The organism is Microcoleus sp. N9_A2 (genome assembly GCF_036701775.1).
Lineage (GTDB): Bacteria > Cyanobacteriota > Cyanobacteriia > Cyanobacteriales > Microcoleaceae > Microcoleus.
On sequence record NZ_JAUBRH010000004.1, the window covers coordinates 1 to 14,934 of the forward strand.

A 14,934-nucleotide genomic window follows, 5' to 3' on the forward strand; every position below is an offset into this window, starting at 1 on the left:
CAAGGAGTAATTTTTACCAGTGTTGAGTTAGTGAAAAAACTCATGGCAAAAACTCATACTAAAACCGGGCTTTCTGTGGTAGTAAATGTGAGCGATAAAATTTATGAAACTGGTCGAAAAGTAGCTAAGGGATTTAAAGAAACAATGAAAATTATTTTTGATGAATATCTACCAAAATGGAATTATCGTGCAGTTCCGACTATTTAGCAGACGCTAAAGTTATTAAATTTTCATTCCTAAGTCGATTTGAAGACTATTATTAAAATAATCTTTTTAGAGAAGTAGGATTGCAGGAAGTACATTAAATACTTAAAAGTGTTATTGTACGAGGCGAGGCTGGCATACAACGATCAAAAAAGTAGAGTATGTAAATGTCAGAAATATCATTAAACACTGCTGTAGCTTTTATTATTTTCAAACGTCCTGAAGAAACTCAGAGAGTATTCGCAGAAATTCGGAAAGTCAAGCCTCCTAAATTGTTAGTAGTTGCTGATGGATCCCGGCCAGATAGACCTGGAGAGGATCTGCAATGCGCTGCTGCTCGTGCTATTATTGACCAGGTGGATTGGGAATGCGAAATTTTTAGGAATTATGCAGACACTAATTTGGGCTGTCGCGATCGCGTTTCTAGCGGGCTAGATTGGGTGTTTGATACGGTTGAAGAGGCCATTATTATTGAGGATGACTGTCTGCCTGATCCTACATTTTTCCGTTTCGCTGAGGAATTGCTGGAGCGCTACCGAGACGAAAGTTGCTAAATGCACAAAGGCACTTAGAGGGCAATCCTGAGTGTGGATTAGTGGTGATAGTTCCTAAGTTCTTAAGGTGGATGGTTCCGGATGAAGTTGCAGAAATCTGGACAGTACCTATTTCTTTAAAAAATGGTCAGAATTACTATCCCAGTTTCGCCGAGTTTGTTGCAGAAGAAACTAAACGATTTGATGAAATTTATGTCAGTGAAGCTCATTCTCATCCCAGTCAGTTCGACATCACGCGGTTTACTAGAGTACCCACACATAACTTTGAGAACAAAGAAATAAAAATTACTTTTATTTGGCGCGAAGATCGTTTATTAGTGAACCGTTTGCTGTTCCGAGTGGTTAGAAAAATAGATCGACGAGCAATGTCACTGCCATTGCAAAATTTAAAAATTCAGCAGTTATTTGAGAAGATCAAGTTGCAAGTACCAGAAGCAAAATTTGCAGTGGCTGGTCTGGGTACAAAAACTAAGTTCCCAGAATGGATTGAAGATTACAGGGTGGATAGTTTTAATGAAAAAATTGAAAAGGAGATTTGCCACCTTTATTCAGAGAGCCGCTTAATAATTGGTCTTCACGGCTCCAATATGCTGCTACCTTCTGCTCATGCTGGTATGACAATTGATTTGATAGATGAGCGCTGGGGGAACTTTGCCCAAGATATTTTATACCAAGAACGCGACCATAGAATGGCTACTTTTCGCTATAGATTTTTGCCGTATCAGACTAGCAATGATACGCTGGCATTCATAGCGGCTGTGATGGTTATGAAGTGGTCTAAGTTTAAATCCCAGATGACTGCTGATGTTATATAACCTCGGGCTAATTAGACATAATACCGAATCCGCTACCATTCAACTATTTTTCGTGTTATAAATATGGATGAATTTGTCAATGTTGTGAAAGTCTTTGACATTTTTTCTCAACCATTTCTCATCCTTGTCCCACCACTTAAACTTCAGCAGAAAATCAATTTTTTGTTCATCAAACCTATAGCGAATAAGTTTTGCGGGAATTCCTCCATATATAGCATAAGGTGGCACATCTTTTGTGACAACGGCTCCGGCTGCGATGATGGCTCCATCACCAATAGTTACACCATCTAGAACAATAACATTTGAGCCAATCCAAACATCATTGCCGATATGGACAGTTTTTTCCTCTTCTTCAAAATATTTTTGGTCTACAAAGGTTGTCCCTACTAGCATTTTTGGCGAATAAAATATCGGATGGCTTGAAACAAAATTTCCCACAGGATGTAGGCCTAAGCGAATGATGCAGTTTGGTCCAATCGAACAAAAATTGCCGACAACACCATTGAAAATTCGCGTATTATCACGTACATAAGTGTAAGAACCAATGACAGAATCTTCTATGGCTACGCGAATAGACACACTAACATTGTGACTGATAGTTGAATTGGTAACCAAAGCCATATAGTCTTGAGAAAAATTATTATATTTAAATTGGTTTTTCCACCAATTGACTAAAAATCGCAGATATTCAGTGATCGGATTTTTGAGTATTGATCTGAGAAATGTTGAGATTTTAGACATGGTTACTAATTACTCAGTGAAGGTTAAATATTGTTTTCCCACATAACTTATTTAATTTTCTCTTGATGCGCTTGATTAATGCGGGATGATAATCATAAAATGTATTTTGAGTGAATTGATCCGCTACAAAATTTCGGATCGCGTGGTTTGGATGCCTTAAAGGAAAGGTCATTGCTTCCGTTGGCATATTACTGTATATACTATTTTCTCCTAAAGTATGGGTGGCTTGACTACCAAATCCAATATTAGAAATTAAATTTTTTTCTGGAATAATAGCAAGTCCATTTTGAACCCAACAAGTAAAAAGCCATCTAAAAAACCAATTGTTGACACTTCCATCATAGGAAACTTGAAAAGCCCTATCCCAAACTTTTACAGATTGAGGATTAGCTAATAAATTTTCGAGAAAACCTGCTTCCCGCAGTTGAGGCCATAACTTCATGTCAACATCATAGTATTGCCATGCTCTGCGCCAAGTCGCCCATCCCCAACAGTTACTAAAACGCGAAAAATAGTAACTGTCTTCTGTTCTTTTTCTCCCAAATTGTAAATTTACACCAGCGATTGACATAATCCGTTTGTCATCTCGATAATGCTCTAATAACTGCTCACAAAAAGGGAAGAATTCCGGGTGGGGCAAACAGTCATCTTCGAGAATAATTGCTTCCTCTACGGTATTAAATACCCAGTCGAAACCGCTAGAAATGCGATCCTTGCAACCTAAATTGATCTCTGAATAATTTTTCAGAACTTCACAGTCCCAATCGACCCGATCGATAATTGCACGTACAGCGGCGCACTTTTCAGCTTCCCCAGGTTTGTGGGCACGAGGGCCGTCAGCAATTACTAACAGCTTAGGGGGTTTAACTTGTCGAATCGCCTCGAAGACTTTTTCAGTAGTATCCACTCGATTGAAAACCACAAAAACAATGGGAGTTTTTGTATGATAATGTGGCATTTAAACTGTTCAACTCCTACGAGGATAAATATTTTTGCTTAGTAGAACTCATCAGTATTATGAATGTGCTAGGAAGCTTGCAGGCTTCGCTTGTTAACTTAAGTTCTAAATTCCAATTTATCACCAAAAAGTTCGCGGGTCAACTATAATACAGCAAGAGTTTACCCAGACAGACTTCTAGGACTGACGCTCTTAAACTCTAAAACCTTGATACCCGCACCCCGTTGCCCAAGTGGGGAACTCTTAAAGCCCCCTTGTGAAAGGAGGGGAGCGACTGCGTAAGCCCTAATTTCATTTTTGTAGCGACGGTTGCAACCGCCGAGCCAGTGGTAAAATAAAACACTGTTACTTTTAGCCTTACCTATCGCTATAAGCCGCACAATTGGGAACAATGAACCGTACTAAAATCGCCGCCCTTTTAACTTGCTTCAACCGCAAAGAGAAAACATTAGCTTGCTTAGAGGATCTTTTTAAGCAGGCACTTCCAGCCGATGTTGATATTTTAGCCTATCTAGTCGATGATGCCAGCACGGACGGAACCAGCGAGGCAGTTCGTCAAATCTATCCTCAAGTCAATATTTTTTCCGGCGATGGGAACCTATTTTGGAACGGGGGAATGCGTGGGGCTTTCAGCGAAGCAATGAAAGATGATCCCGACTACTACCTATGGTTAAATGATGACACTCTTATTTATCCAGAAACCGTAAGTGTCTTGCTAGAAACCACTCAAAAATTATCAGAAAAAGGAGAAACCAAAGCCATCGTTGGCGGTTCTACCTGCGACCCCGAAACGGGTCAAACAACATACGGCGGTGTGGTGCGAAATAACCCTTTGCACCCATTCCGATATGGTATCCTAGAACCAACAAAAGAGCCTCAGATGTGCGATACTATGCACGGCAACTGCGTATTAATTCCCCGCAGTGTTGTGCAAATGGTCGGCAACCTCGATCCGGCTTTTGTCCATTATATTGGTGATTGGGATTATGGTTTAAGAGCCAGACAGAAAGGATGTACAGTTTGGATTGCTCCTGGCTATTTAGGCACTTGTTCTCTCAACCCCCAGGTGACCAAAACGGCTGCTGATAATTTAAGTGAAGGATTGGATAAAATGAGCAAACCGAAAGGTTTATCCTTCAAAGATACTACCCTGCAACCGGCTCAAGAGTGGAAAGTATTTACTCAGCGGCATGGTGGCTGGTTGTGGCCAATTTATTGGCTGCTACCTTATCGCAGGTTAGTTTGGCTTTCAGTGTTGAGTAAACTGGGATTGACTAAAAACAAAACTCAAGGTGAAGAGGATGGTTGATAGAAATGAACTCCGCATTGCTTGGCTTGTCCCGGAAGTGGAACTGGGAGCTTACTGGCAGCCTGTTTTGAGGGAATTTACAAAAATTTTTAAGAATACTGTATTTTATACTGGTCGTGTTTGGTCTGGGTTCGATCCTACGCTGCCGGGAGCATCGGCAATTCAGTTGGTAGGGGAGACTAAATTTGTCGAGACGGAAAAGATAGAAACAGGATACGATCGCGGATTCATTGTAGTATCGCCTAGTATTATCGGCTATTTGCTAAAATTTAGACCTCATGTGGTGTTTCCCCAAGCTTTCTCTTTGTGGACTGTAATTGTTGCGTTTTTAAAACCGCTACTGAGGTGGAAAATTGCCATTATTTACGATGGCAGTTCCCCAAATACAGACTTTCGAGATTCGAGTTTTAGGACATTTGTTCGCCGCATCCTTGTGCGGTTTGCCGATGCTTTTGTTGCCAATAGCAATGCGGGTAAAAAATATTTGATGGAAGTTCTAAACGTACCGGAGGATAAAATTTTTATCCGAACCTATCTCGTACCTGATGCGGGAGCTTTGCTGAAACGATTGGATCAAACTCAGCGGCCCAACTTGCAGTTGAAACGCCCGATTTTTCTGTATGTAGGGCGCATCACGGCGAGAAAGGGAATTAAAACGCTTTTAGAAGCTTGCGCTATTCTTAAAAATCAAGGTTATGTTGATTATTCGCTGTTGATTATTGGCAAGGGAGATCAGCGGGAAGAACTGGAAGCATTTATTAAAGAGTGGGATTTTGAAGAGCAAGTAACGTGGGCGGGATGGGTGGAATATGGAAATTTAGGTGCTTATTTTCAGCAAGCTGATATTTTTGTGTTTCCTACTTTTGAGGATGTCTGGGGTATGGTTGTACCCGAAGCGATGGTGTTGGGAAAACCAGTATTGTGTTCAAATGGTGCTGCTTCCTGTGAGTTAATTAGGTCAGGCGAGAACGGTTATATTTTTGACCCTAGCAGTGCTCAAGAGTTAGCGGGGAAGATGCAAATTTTTATAGATCATCCTGATTTAATTGAGTCGATGGGAGAGCGTTCACGACAGATAATTTCTCAAAAAACTCCGGAAACAGCAGCTAAAGCTTATGTCGAAGTTACATCTTTTTTGATGGAGAATAGGTGAAGCAAGTTCGGCAAGGGATGAGTGTAAATTATTTAAAGGAGGGATGGAAGAGGAAAGAGGGAAAAATTAGTAATTACCAATTAGCAATTACCACTTAGCCATGAAAGTTTTATTATCTGCGTTTGCTTGCGAACCGAATCTCGGCTCCGAAGAGGGAGTAGGATGGAATACTGTTATCCAATCTGCTAAACATCACGAAAGTTGGGTATTTACTCGCACGTTTTGTCGATCGTACATTGAAGCAGAACTAGAACGCAATCCGATGCCCAATCTGCACTTTGTTTATTTCGATCCGTTTGGGTGGAGCGAAGATTGGAAGGGGAAACAAGGATTGCTGCAACTTCACTACTATCTGTGGCAAATCTGGGCTTATTTTATCGCTCGGAAGCTCGATCGCGAAATTGGTTTTGACATAGTACATCACGTAACTTATGTCAAACATTGGTCTCCAAGTTTCCTAGCGCTGTTGCCACATCCTTTTATTTGGGGGCCTGTGGGGGGTGCAGAAGCAGCACCAAAGGCTTTTTGGCAAGATTTTAGCCGCCGGGGCAAAATTTACGAAACGCTGCGGGCATTGGCTCAAAGCGTAGGAGAACGCGATCCGTTTGTGGGTCTGACGGCGCGCCGCAGTGCCGTGGCACTGGCGACTACGGAAGAAACCGCAGCCAGACTGCGATTTCTCAAAGCAAAAAATGTGAAGATTTTTTCACAAGTCGGTTTATCGCAGCAGGAAATTCAAGAATTAGAGAAATTTCCTACCCCGCCGGATCAACCAATTAGATTCATCAGTGTTGGTCGTCTCTTACACTGGAAAGGGGTGCACTTAGGACTCCGTGCATTTGCGGAGGCGAAGCTGGAACAATCGGAATACTGGATTGTCGGAGACGGCCCGGAAAGGCAGCGTTTGGAAGCTTTGGCCACAGAATTGGGACTGGCAAATAAAGTATTGTTTTGGGGAACTTTATCTCGCACTGAAACTCTTTCTAAAATGGGGGAGTCTCACGTTCTCCTCCATCCGAGTTTGCATGACTCTGGCGGTTTTGTGTGCACGGAAATGATGGGCGTTGGCCGTCCGACGATTTGTTTGGATTTGGGGGGGCCGGCTACTCAAGTGACTGATCAAACGGGGATTAAAGTGGCTGCTACTGACCCCGATTGCACTGTTCAAGGTCTAGCAGAAGCTATAGTGTGTTTAGCCCAAGATCGTGAATTGCGATCGCGCTTGGGTCGATCGGGTCAAACGCGCGTCAGGGAAATCTATGATTGGGATGTTAAAGGTCTATTCTTTGCTCAATTGTGCGAAGATGTATTCGACGGAAAATCAGAATAACTTCTGATTGGTTCGATCGGGCAAAACAAAGAAAACTATATTTTTTCAGGCGGTGAAACGTGGGCGTTGCAATCATTACTGGCTCGGCGGGTTTAATTGGCTCTGAGGCGTGTCAGTTCTTTGCCAAACAAGGCTTAGATATAGTTGGCATCGACAATAATATGCGCCAATTCTTTTTTGGCGCTGATGGTTCTACAAACTGGAACCGCCAACTGCTCGAAAAGTCCTTGGGTACCAAGTATTATCACTTAGATGTGGACATTCGCGACTATGAAGCGATTACCAATATCTTTCAGCGGTACGGCGAGTCGATCGAATTAGTAATTCACACAGCAGCCCAGCCCAGCCATGATTGGGCTTCCCGTGCTCCGAAAATAGACTTTACAGTCAATGCCAACGGCACTCTCAATCTTCTAGAAGTAACTCGCTTATACTGTCCTAAAGCGGTTTTCATTTTCACTTCTACAAATAAAGTATACGGCGATACACCCAACAAATTGCCTTTAGTTGAATTAGAACACAGGTGGGAAATTGAACCAGGTCACACTTATGAAAGCGGCATTCGGGAGGATATGTCGATCGATCAGTGCCTGCACAGTTTGTTTGGTGCTTCTAAGGTAGCTGCTGACATTTTAGTTCAAGAATACGGTCGATATTTTGATATGAACACCGCTTGTTTTCGTGGCGGCTGTTTGACGGGACCAAATCACTCTGGCGCTCAATTGCACGGCTTCCTCGCCTACTTGATGAAGTGTGCTGTCACGGGAACTCCTTACACTGTGTTTGGCTACAAAGGCAAGCAAGTTCGCGATAACATTCACAGCGCGGATTTAATTTCGGCATTTTATGAATTTTATAAAGCTCCCAGAAGTGCCCAAGTTTATAATACAGGAGGAGGCCGGTACAGCAATTGTTCGATGTTAGAAGCTATCCAGATGTGCGAGGCAATTGCGGAACGCAAGTTTAATTGGACTTATGCTGAAGGGAATCGCATTGGCGATCACATTTGGTGGATTAGCGACAATTCAAAATTTTCCAGTCACTATCCCAACTGGAAAATGAAATATGACGTTAAACAAATCTTACAGGAGATTTATGAATGTAACCGCGAGCGTTGGCTGAAAGAGGATTCCAATGATTGAGCGGGGCAAAAAGAATGTGCTTGGAATTTCGGTAAACGATTGAAGAATGCAACGTTAAACAAATCTTAGGGGAGATTTATGAGTGTAACTGCGAGCGTTGACTTAAAGAGGTGCTCCATGATTGATAAAGGGAAAAAGAATGTACTGGGCATATTAGTAAATGCCGTTAATTATGAAGCGGCTGTTAGCAAAATTATTGCGGCAGCCAGCGCCGGAAAACCAATGTCAGTTTCTGCCCTAGCGGTTCACGGGGTAATGACTGGGGTTCTCGACAGCACTCATCGTTATCGGATTAATCACATTGACTTAGTATTGCCAGACGGACAGCCGGTCAGGTGGGCTTTAAATTGGCTATACCATACGGAATTGCCCGATCGAGTTTGCGGGCCGAATGCGATGTTACAAATCTGCGAACGTGCTGCAGAAGAAGGATTACCTATCTATTTGTACGGCTCTCAAGCTTGTGTACTGGAAGCTTTATCTCGCAATCTCTGCCAGCGTTTTCCCAAGTTAATTATTGCTGGAACTCAGCCTTCTAAATTTAGGCAAGTTTCGCCCCAAGAGAAACAAGAAATTGCACAGCAAATTCGCAACAGCGGTGCAGCAATTACTTTTGTCGGTTTGGGGTGTCCCCGGCAAGAAGTCTGGGCTTACGAATACCGGGACGACTTATCAATGCCGTTGATTGCTGTAGGTGCTGCTTACGATTTTCATGCGGGTAATTTGGCTAAAGCTCCTGACTTTTTATCTAAAATAGGTTTGGAATGGCTGTTTCGGATGATTAAGGAACCTCGGCGCCTTTGGCAGCGGTATGTTTTTTTGAATCCGCTTTATATCTGGCTGTTTTTGCTACAAGCTTTGAAAATTAAACACTTCGACCCCACAGACGCCACGCCGCCTGTAGAAGAAGTATTATATGGTTGAAATTTAAAAGTTTCTGGTGAATTATGGGTGCTCACAAGTAAAAAGTAAAAAAGCAAACACATCGTAATTAATCGTTTTGAGGTACAACTACGATCGCATATTCAAGAAAATTTATATCAAATCCGGTGGCATCCGCATTATAGTGGGAGCTTAAGATCTCGCTACCCAAATCGCGAGATCTTAAGCTCCCACTGACATGATCGAAATATATTATTCCGATGCCGCCGGAAACGATATTACGCCAGAAAACAATTTTTACATTATCTCTGTGGTAAGCTGCGGACTGCACACCTTAAATACAAAGTTTGTGCGTCAGTCTCGATCGAGTCAGGTGGATTGCTGGGTCAATAGTCGCATTTGGTTTGACTATACTCCTGGCATCGGCGATCATCGCAGGGAATCGCAAAAGTATGGTGAGTGTGTAACCAAACTTGATAATCAAACCAAAAGTTTATTGCCCTTCCCTCGATCTGGCTATGGCTTTTGTGCCACAATCCGGATCGAATCGTACTTGTTTTCATCAGCAGCCAAAATTGTTTTTAGCAGTAGCTTCCAAGCTTGGACTTTACTGTTTTCTTTGGGCTTTACTATCTGATGAGATGCCATTGAATCGAACACACTGAAAATTTTTATTTCATCATTAATCCAACTGTTCTCAAATTGGCGATAGTAGCCATTAAACTGGGTAGAAACTATCTCAAATCCTACTTTTTCACAGATAGCGCGAAAGCTCTGTGGTGTGAAAAAATACAAATGCCTTGGTACATCTAGATGCATCCATGAAATCCCTGATGACTTCAGCCCAATACAAGAGTTATTTGGTACTTCCATCACCAATTTGCCGCCATCCACGAGCAACTGCATGGCATTGCGGAGTGCAAGTAAAGGATCTCTGGTATGTTCTAGTACGTGGTTCATCACAATTATGTCGTACTGTCTAGACTTGACTTCCGGAGGCAAAGATTCAGCAGTACCATCAAATACATTAAGACCTCGCTGCTGTGCCAAAACCAAAGCTTGTTGATCGGGTTCTACGCCCCAGACTTTGTGACCATCAGCTTGCAGTTCTTGCAGCAGGTGTCCGTTGGCGCAACCAATTTCTAAGATCGAGGAGGAAGCAGTCCCGAACTGTTGCTTCCACCATTTACTTGTGACATCTACTCCGCGATCGAAACGCCAAGCTAGATGGGTACGCAATTTATCGAAGAAGGAAATAGAAGAGGCAGATACGAAGCCTGTAAAGTCTATATGGTGAGTATAATACTCATCAATGTCGTAGAAGCTGGCGATTTGGTTGAGTTCGGGTAGAGGATGAATGCATCCAAGTTGTGACTTTTCGCACCAGTACAATTGAAATGACTCTTGGTTTCGAGGTCTGCGCCAATCACCGGGTATTAATAGCCACGGTTTCATACTCTGTCCCGATATCGGACAGGCGACGGTAGGGCTTAAGCACTGTTGACTTTGCTGCATTTTAGTTTTCATTACTTAGGTACTGGACGTACTAATAACCACTCATGTTAGATCAATCCGGGACATTATGTGTCAGTGATAATTGCGGGATACTAAACACAGCAGATGAATGCCTAAAACTTATGAAATTTTGGGAATACAATTGCTAAGGCGTGGTTTTCAGGTAACATCCAATTTAAGCTAACGCATTTAACTTACTCTATTAATACTTCGGACAGTTTTATATCTAATCTAGTCTCCGAAACCCAGACGGGCTATATGGTGGACTATTATTTCAAGGTTTAAGTAAGCGCGCTAAGTTTCCTAAAATGCATTAAAAATGGCAGGGCTTTCTCGCGATCGGCTTACAGGGCCGTTAAAAAACTGTCCGAAGTATTGCTCTATCAGTTTTTATGAAAAATTACACCTTCCACTAGCTGGCTGTGAGTAAGTTTTTCTATTGTCAATAATTCAGCAATAATTCAAGTATAAATTAAGTTATCAATAGGGTAGGTCTCTAGGCTATGATACTAATAAAAGCTTTTGTGCATATAGCTAAATAATGAAGCAGTTGATTTAACAAGATTTAAACTAAAACCCCTGTTAGTTTTGCCTGTTCCGGTGGAAAGGAAAATGAGTTGGTCGCTCAATGGTTTAGAGTTGCTGTGGGAGCTGCTAGTTGCCCAGAAAATTTAACCCGTTAAATGAGGCTTGAGAACCTATGGAAGAAGTGCGATCGCCCAGTCGAGTTTGATGCTATTAAGTTTGAAAAAAACATCTAAATCTAATGGCGATCGATCACTTCAACCATTGCCTTTACAAGACCTCCGATTTCCGTGGCTACCTTAATGAAACCTGTCTCAATCATAGGCAGAAGGATTCTTAAGGCAGTTGACTGTACGCCAAAACCATATCTGGAGCATCACATACTTGACTTTCGGTGACTGGATTAGACCGCGTTGAGTAGGCAATAGCCTGCATATGTTTTACGCGAGCTTGAAAAGTCTTCTCAAATGTGTGCTGTTGAGCAAACTTCAGCGACTTGAACGACATCGATTTAATTTCTTCCCGTTTGTGGCTGAGTTCTGCAATTTTTTTCGCCATCTGTTTAGGCTGATTCATTGGCACCACCCATCCTGTCTCAGACATTTCTGCAATTCCCTGGAAGGCTTCGTTAGCATACCCTACGATCGGCACGCCAGCAGCCATAGTTTCTATGTAAGTACAAGAAGGATCGCCCTGCCGGTGACAGCAAACAAACAAATCAATATTGTTCTTAACAAAGGGGAAAAAATCTGTTTTAAAGTCAGGCACTCCGAGCATTTTCACACAATCATTAAGTTGATTGGCAGCTATTTGCTGGTGCATCATCTCTTCTAAGTCACCAATACCACTGATGAACATTTCAAATTTCACCTTCAGTTGTTTGAGTTCTTTAGCGACCTCAAGTAAATGATCGGCCCCTTTCATCTTAATTAAGCGACCGGAGAATACTAGCCGGAGAGGCATATCTTGAGAGCGGTTTTCAGTGCGCCGTTCAATGTCAGCTTCTGTTGCTAACATATCCTCTTTAATCCGCGTGTCCAGGAACAACTGTGGGTTGGGATTGAGATGCTTGTATTCTTGGTATGTAGGGGTGCCGTTGCACTGCAATCCCTCTGCCATTGCGATCGCCTTGCGCTGCTTATATTCCTGACTGTAAGTCCAGATTATTCTCCGCAAGCGGATCAAGGGATTTCTCGTACTCACATTCACTATCTGTTTGCGAGTTTTGAGACTGTATTCGGAAACGTAAATACACGGTACTCCCGCTATTTTACACACTTTACTGATATGGTTCTGTCTGTATTCCGGGGCTGCCAATACCAGTGAACTCTGATGCTGATGTAGTAAAGCTGGGGTGATTTGGTCAAAAGAAATTATTTCCAGTTTGAATGGCAATTGATCAAGTTTGAATATTTTTGAATCTATCTGGTCGTTGTCTTCTTGGGTTTCTTCCATCATCACCGTAATGGAACCCAACCAATACTGGGCTAACTCACCAACTGCTTCAATCAATTTACGGGTGAGTAAAACTTCACCGTTTGGCAAAATCTTAGCTTTGAGTGGCTGTACGATGGTCAGATTGTGGTTAGTAAGCATGGTTAGGTACTTCCTGGTTTTAAGCTTTTACTGATGCGGTAGTGAATCTTTGCTGTACTTGGCAAGGGCTGTTGATCGATCTATATAACAGACATCTACGGAATTTAAATTTCGCCGCCTGATACGAGAAGCATTTCAGACTCTGTTTCGGAGATATCTAATACTTAAGATGGATCCAGCAACTGGATTAGACGTGTATTATTTAAGGTGATGTCTGTTTGATATGTCGCAATCATCTGCGATCTACGTACAAGTGTCAATAGCCTTTTACGAGATTTACTGAATCTTTATAATTGAGCGGTCAATTATAAAGAAAAACGCAATTTTAGGGTAAATTTGGTTAAAACAAGGGCTGTTATAAGTGTTTATACTTAAGTGAAAACCTCTAACTGCTTCTAGCTAGCAAGCATGAGCGCGAGTTGCGAATACGGCGAAACAAATGCTTTAAGTAAATCGGCTCGAAAAAACGCCTCTATCTAAACGAGGGCAAAGTCTCCAAATGATCTCTACTGGCTGACTTAAACTTGTTTACATAGTGTTACATTATGCGGTTTAATCCTGCCTACCTACTGAAACCATAGAATTACAACAGATTTATTAAAAGTTTACATAAATAGATATGTTGTAACATAATATTTCTTTACGATTCAAGGCGAAGCAGAAGGAATAAAAAAGAAATTTTACCCCTTCTCTCTTCGCTAATGCGAAGCCTTGATGCTGAACTTTTCTTTAATAAACCGGATATAAAGGTGCTTAAAGGCTGACTTAATCACCCGAGGCATACCAAAGTCGATCGGCATCATACTTTCTGGCAACTTCCAATCCAAAACCTTGAGAGTTTCCGGCTGCAAAAGCGGAAAATTAATAGCCTCCAAATTCGAGCAAAGCCCCAATCTCATCGCCGCAGCTACAGTCGGAACCAGCGCCGGATCGACATTAATGATTTCCACTAAAGTTCTGTCCAGCGCAAACACATCACTCGACGCGCCCAAAATCCCTAAAAATTTTGGTTCGCCGCCGCTGGGCCCGTTACCTTCGTGACCGATTATACCGTCTAAAATCGTCAGATTTGGGTTAATTGTTCGGGCCGTTTCTACCAGCATTTGACCGAATCTGGCGCTATCTTTGCCGGCTTCCATATGCCACCAAGCCTTCATTTTCCCCGGTACGCAGCCGAACAAGTTTTTTACGCCCATTGTCACGGTTAATTGAACGTGAGATTTGAGTTTGGGCAAGTTAATCACGACATCTGCTTCCATTGCTTCTTTGCAAATTCGGAGATGATTGAAATCTTCGCTGACTGTTTCGTAGCGTTTTCCTTGAAACTCAACTACTGGCAAATTCAGTTCTTCTAACAGTGGCAAATAACCGTTGGCTTTAGCTACACCCATCGCGCTGCCAAAAGCCGGACTGTCGCCTAAAAACGGTTTTCCTCCCGCTTCAATGACCATTTTAGCAACACAGTAAACCAATTCCGGGCGGGTGACACATTCTTTGGTAGGGCGAGAACCGGTGAGGAGATTGGGTTTGAGAAGAACCCGATCGCCCGATTTGACAAAAGCCGACATTCCGCCCAGGGGTGCGAGCAAATTTTCTACAGATGTTTGCAGGATTTGGCGATCGTATGAATCGGCCCTAATTAAACTAACAGAAGACATGATGTTATTGGTTATTTGTTATTTGTTATTTGTTATTTGAGATGGGGCATTAGTAATTGATAATTGGTAATTACAACAAATTACCAATGATTAATCCTCATATTCAATCCCCCATACCCCATGCCCCATTATGTATTCATCGGCAATCTGCCAGAAGCAGCCCGCTGCATCGTACTAACTCGCATGGAATTCGAGAAAATTCCTTGGCCTTGAAGTTCCGGGATAGCAGGTTTAATTTCCACTTTCACCAAGCGGGCAGTGCAGATAAAAACTGTTTGATCGACTAAATGAAAAGTCAACCAAGGTTGATTTAATAAATTCAGCACTTCCTCTTGAAATTCTTGTGCAGGCATCGGGATAGTAAAGGTTTCCGTGTGACCTTCCACATAATGAAATGTCACTTGAGTTGTGTTCTCTTTATCTTGAGTTAATTGACCAAAGGAACCTGCGCGCATAAATTTTGCTCCCAAACTTTAGAGTTGAAAAGATTAAGACGGCGGTTGAAACCGCGTCTTGTCAAACTAAGTCCACCTCCGTGGACTGAAGAAAATA

The 14,934-nt window shown here is 42.3% G+C and carries 14 protein-coding genes; 8 read left to right on the forward strand and 6 right to left on the reverse strand.

What is annotated here, in order from left to right; translation table 11 throughout:
- From QUA44_RS03180 to QUA44_RS03190, 3 genes are all read left to right on the forward strand, one after another.
- Positions 1-207 (forward strand): ISAzo13-like element transposase-related protein (locus tag QUA44_RS03180; protein ID WP_445243628.1); only part of this gene is annotated, 207 nt, incomplete at its 5' end.
- A 164-nt stretch (positions 208-371) separates the two neighbouring features.
- Positions 372-758: a hypothetical protein gene (locus QUA44_RS03185; protein ID WP_333248534.1), complete on the forward strand. Its 387-nt coding sequence runs from the start codon at positions 372-374 to the stop codon at positions 756-758.
- Positions 752-1,573, forward strand: a complete 822-nt coding sequence (locus QUA44_RS03190; protein WP_333248532.1) for a hypothetical protein — start codon at positions 752-754, stop codon at positions 1,571-1,573. The genes QUA44_RS03185 and QUA44_RS03190 overlap by 7 nt, the downstream gene beginning before the upstream one ends.
- Before the next feature lie 39 nt (positions 1,574-1,612).
- On the opposite strand, the gene QUA44_RS03195 is transcribed toward QUA44_RS03190, so the two are convergent.
- Complete coding sequence (locus tag QUA44_RS03195) at positions 1,613-2,314, reverse strand: CatB-related O-acetyltransferase (protein ID WP_333248530.1); 702 nt, start codon at positions 2,312-2,314, stop codon at positions 1,613-1,615.
- Positions 2,315-2,327: 13 nt separating this feature from the next.
- Positions 2,328-3,221: a glycosyltransferase family 2 protein gene (locus QUA44_RS03200; protein ID WP_333248528.1), complete on the reverse strand. Its 894-nt coding sequence runs from the start codon at positions 3,219-3,221 to the stop codon at positions 2,328-2,330.
- A 442-nt stretch (positions 3,222-3,663) separates the two neighbouring features.
- Between QUA44_RS03200 and QUA44_RS03205 the strand changes: the two genes are divergently transcribed.
- The 5 genes from QUA44_RS03205 (at position 3,664) to QUA44_RS03225 (ending at position 9,130) form a co-directional block, all read left to right on the forward strand.
- Positions 3,664-4,581 (forward strand): glycosyltransferase family 2 protein, encoded by a 918-nt coding sequence (locus QUA44_RS03205; RefSeq protein ID WP_333248526.1) that lies wholly within the window; start codon positions 3,664-3,666, stop codon positions 4,579-4,581.
- Complete coding sequence (locus QUA44_RS03210; protein ID WP_333248525.1) at positions 4,574-5,734, forward strand: glycosyltransferase family 4 protein; 1,161 nt, start codon at positions 4,574-4,576, stop codon at positions 5,732-5,734. Before QUA44_RS03205 ends, QUA44_RS03210 begins: the two co-directional genes overlap by 8 nt.
- A gap of 100 nt (positions 5,735-5,834) precedes the next feature.
- Positions 5,835-7,064: a glycosyltransferase gene (locus tag QUA44_RS03215; RefSeq protein ID WP_333248523.1), complete on the forward strand. Its 1,230-nt coding sequence runs from the start codon at positions 5,835-5,837 to the stop codon at positions 7,062-7,064.
- A gap of 59 nt (positions 7,065-7,123) precedes the next feature.
- Positions 7,124-8,206 (forward strand): NAD-dependent epimerase/dehydratase family protein, encoded by a 1,083-nt coding sequence (locus QUA44_RS03220; protein ID WP_333248521.1) that lies wholly within the window; start codon positions 7,124-7,126, stop codon positions 8,204-8,206.
- 117 nt (positions 8,207-8,323) lie between these two features.
- Positions 8,324-9,130 carry a WecB/TagA/CpsF family glycosyltransferase gene (locus tag QUA44_RS03225; RefSeq protein ID WP_333248519.1) on the forward strand — a complete coding sequence of 269 codons (807 nt, stop codon included), beginning with the start codon at positions 8,324-8,326 and terminating at the stop codon, positions 9,128-9,130.
- Between the two features lie 474 nt (positions 9,131-9,604).
- Here the strand turns inward: QUA44_RS03225 and QUA44_RS03230 are convergent, their stop codons facing one another.
- From QUA44_RS03230 to QUA44_RS03245, 4 genes are all read right to left on the reverse strand, one after another.
- A complete protein-coding gene (locus tag QUA44_RS03230; RefSeq protein ID WP_333248517.1) occupies positions 9,605-10,615 on the reverse strand; it encodes a class I SAM-dependent methyltransferase in 1,011 nt (336 codons plus the stop codon).
- A gap of 849 nt (positions 10,616-11,464) precedes the next feature.
- Entirely contained in the window at positions 11,465-12,724 is a 1,260-nt protein-coding gene (locus QUA44_RS03235; RefSeq protein WP_333248515.1) for a glycosyltransferase, read from the reverse strand.
- A gap of 698 nt (positions 12,725-13,422) precedes the next feature.
- Positions 13,423-14,382, reverse strand: a complete 960-nt coding sequence (locus QUA44_RS03240) for a DUF362 domain-containing protein (protein ID WP_333248514.1) — start codon at positions 14,380-14,382, stop codon at positions 13,423-13,425.
- Between the two features lie 128 nt (positions 14,383-14,510).
- Entirely contained in the window at positions 14,511-14,837 is a 327-nt protein-coding gene (locus tag QUA44_RS03245; protein ID WP_333248512.1) for a hypothetical protein, read from the reverse strand.
- Positions 14,838-14,934: the final 97 nt, after the last annotated feature.

Bases quoted from the DNA above. Each gene is read 5' to 3' on its own strand.
- QUA44_RS03225 (WP_333248519.1), top strand. From the start codon at position 8,324: ATGATTGATAAAGGGAAAAAGAATGTACTGGGCATATTAGTAAATGCC.
- QUA44_RS03185 (WP_333248534.1), top strand. From the start codon at position 372: ATGTCAGAAATATCATTAAACACTGCTGTAGCTTTTATTATTTTCAAA.
- QUA44_RS03230 (WP_333248517.1), bottom strand. From the start codon at position 10,615: ATGAAAACTAAAATGCAGCAAAGTCAACAGTGCTTAAGCCCTACCGTC.
- QUA44_RS03240 (WP_333248514.1), bottom strand. From the start codon at position 14,382: ATGTCTTCTGTTAGTTTAATTAGGGCCGATTCATACGATCGCCAAATC.
- QUA44_RS03210 (WP_333248525.1), top strand. From the start codon at position 4,574: ATGGTTGATAGAAATGAACTCCGCATTGCTTGGCTTGTCCCGGAAGTG.
- QUA44_RS03215 (WP_333248523.1), top strand. From the start codon at position 5,835: ATGAAAGTTTTATTATCTGCGTTTGCTTGCGAACCGAATCTCGGCTCC.
- QUA44_RS03245 (WP_333248512.1), bottom strand. From the start codon at position 14,837: ATGCGCGCAGGTTCCTTTGGTCAATTAACTCAAGATAAAGAGAACACA.
- QUA44_RS03205 (WP_333248526.1), top strand. From the start codon at position 3,664: ATGAACCGTACTAAAATCGCCGCCCTTTTAACTTGCTTCAACCGCAAA.
- QUA44_RS03235 (WP_333248515.1), bottom strand. From the start codon at position 12,724: ATGCTTACTAACCACAATCTGACCATCGTACAGCCACTCAAAGCTAAG.
- QUA44_RS03195 (WP_333248530.1), bottom strand. From the start codon at position 2,314: ATGTCTAAAATCTCAACATTTCTCAGATCAATACTCAAAAATCCGATC.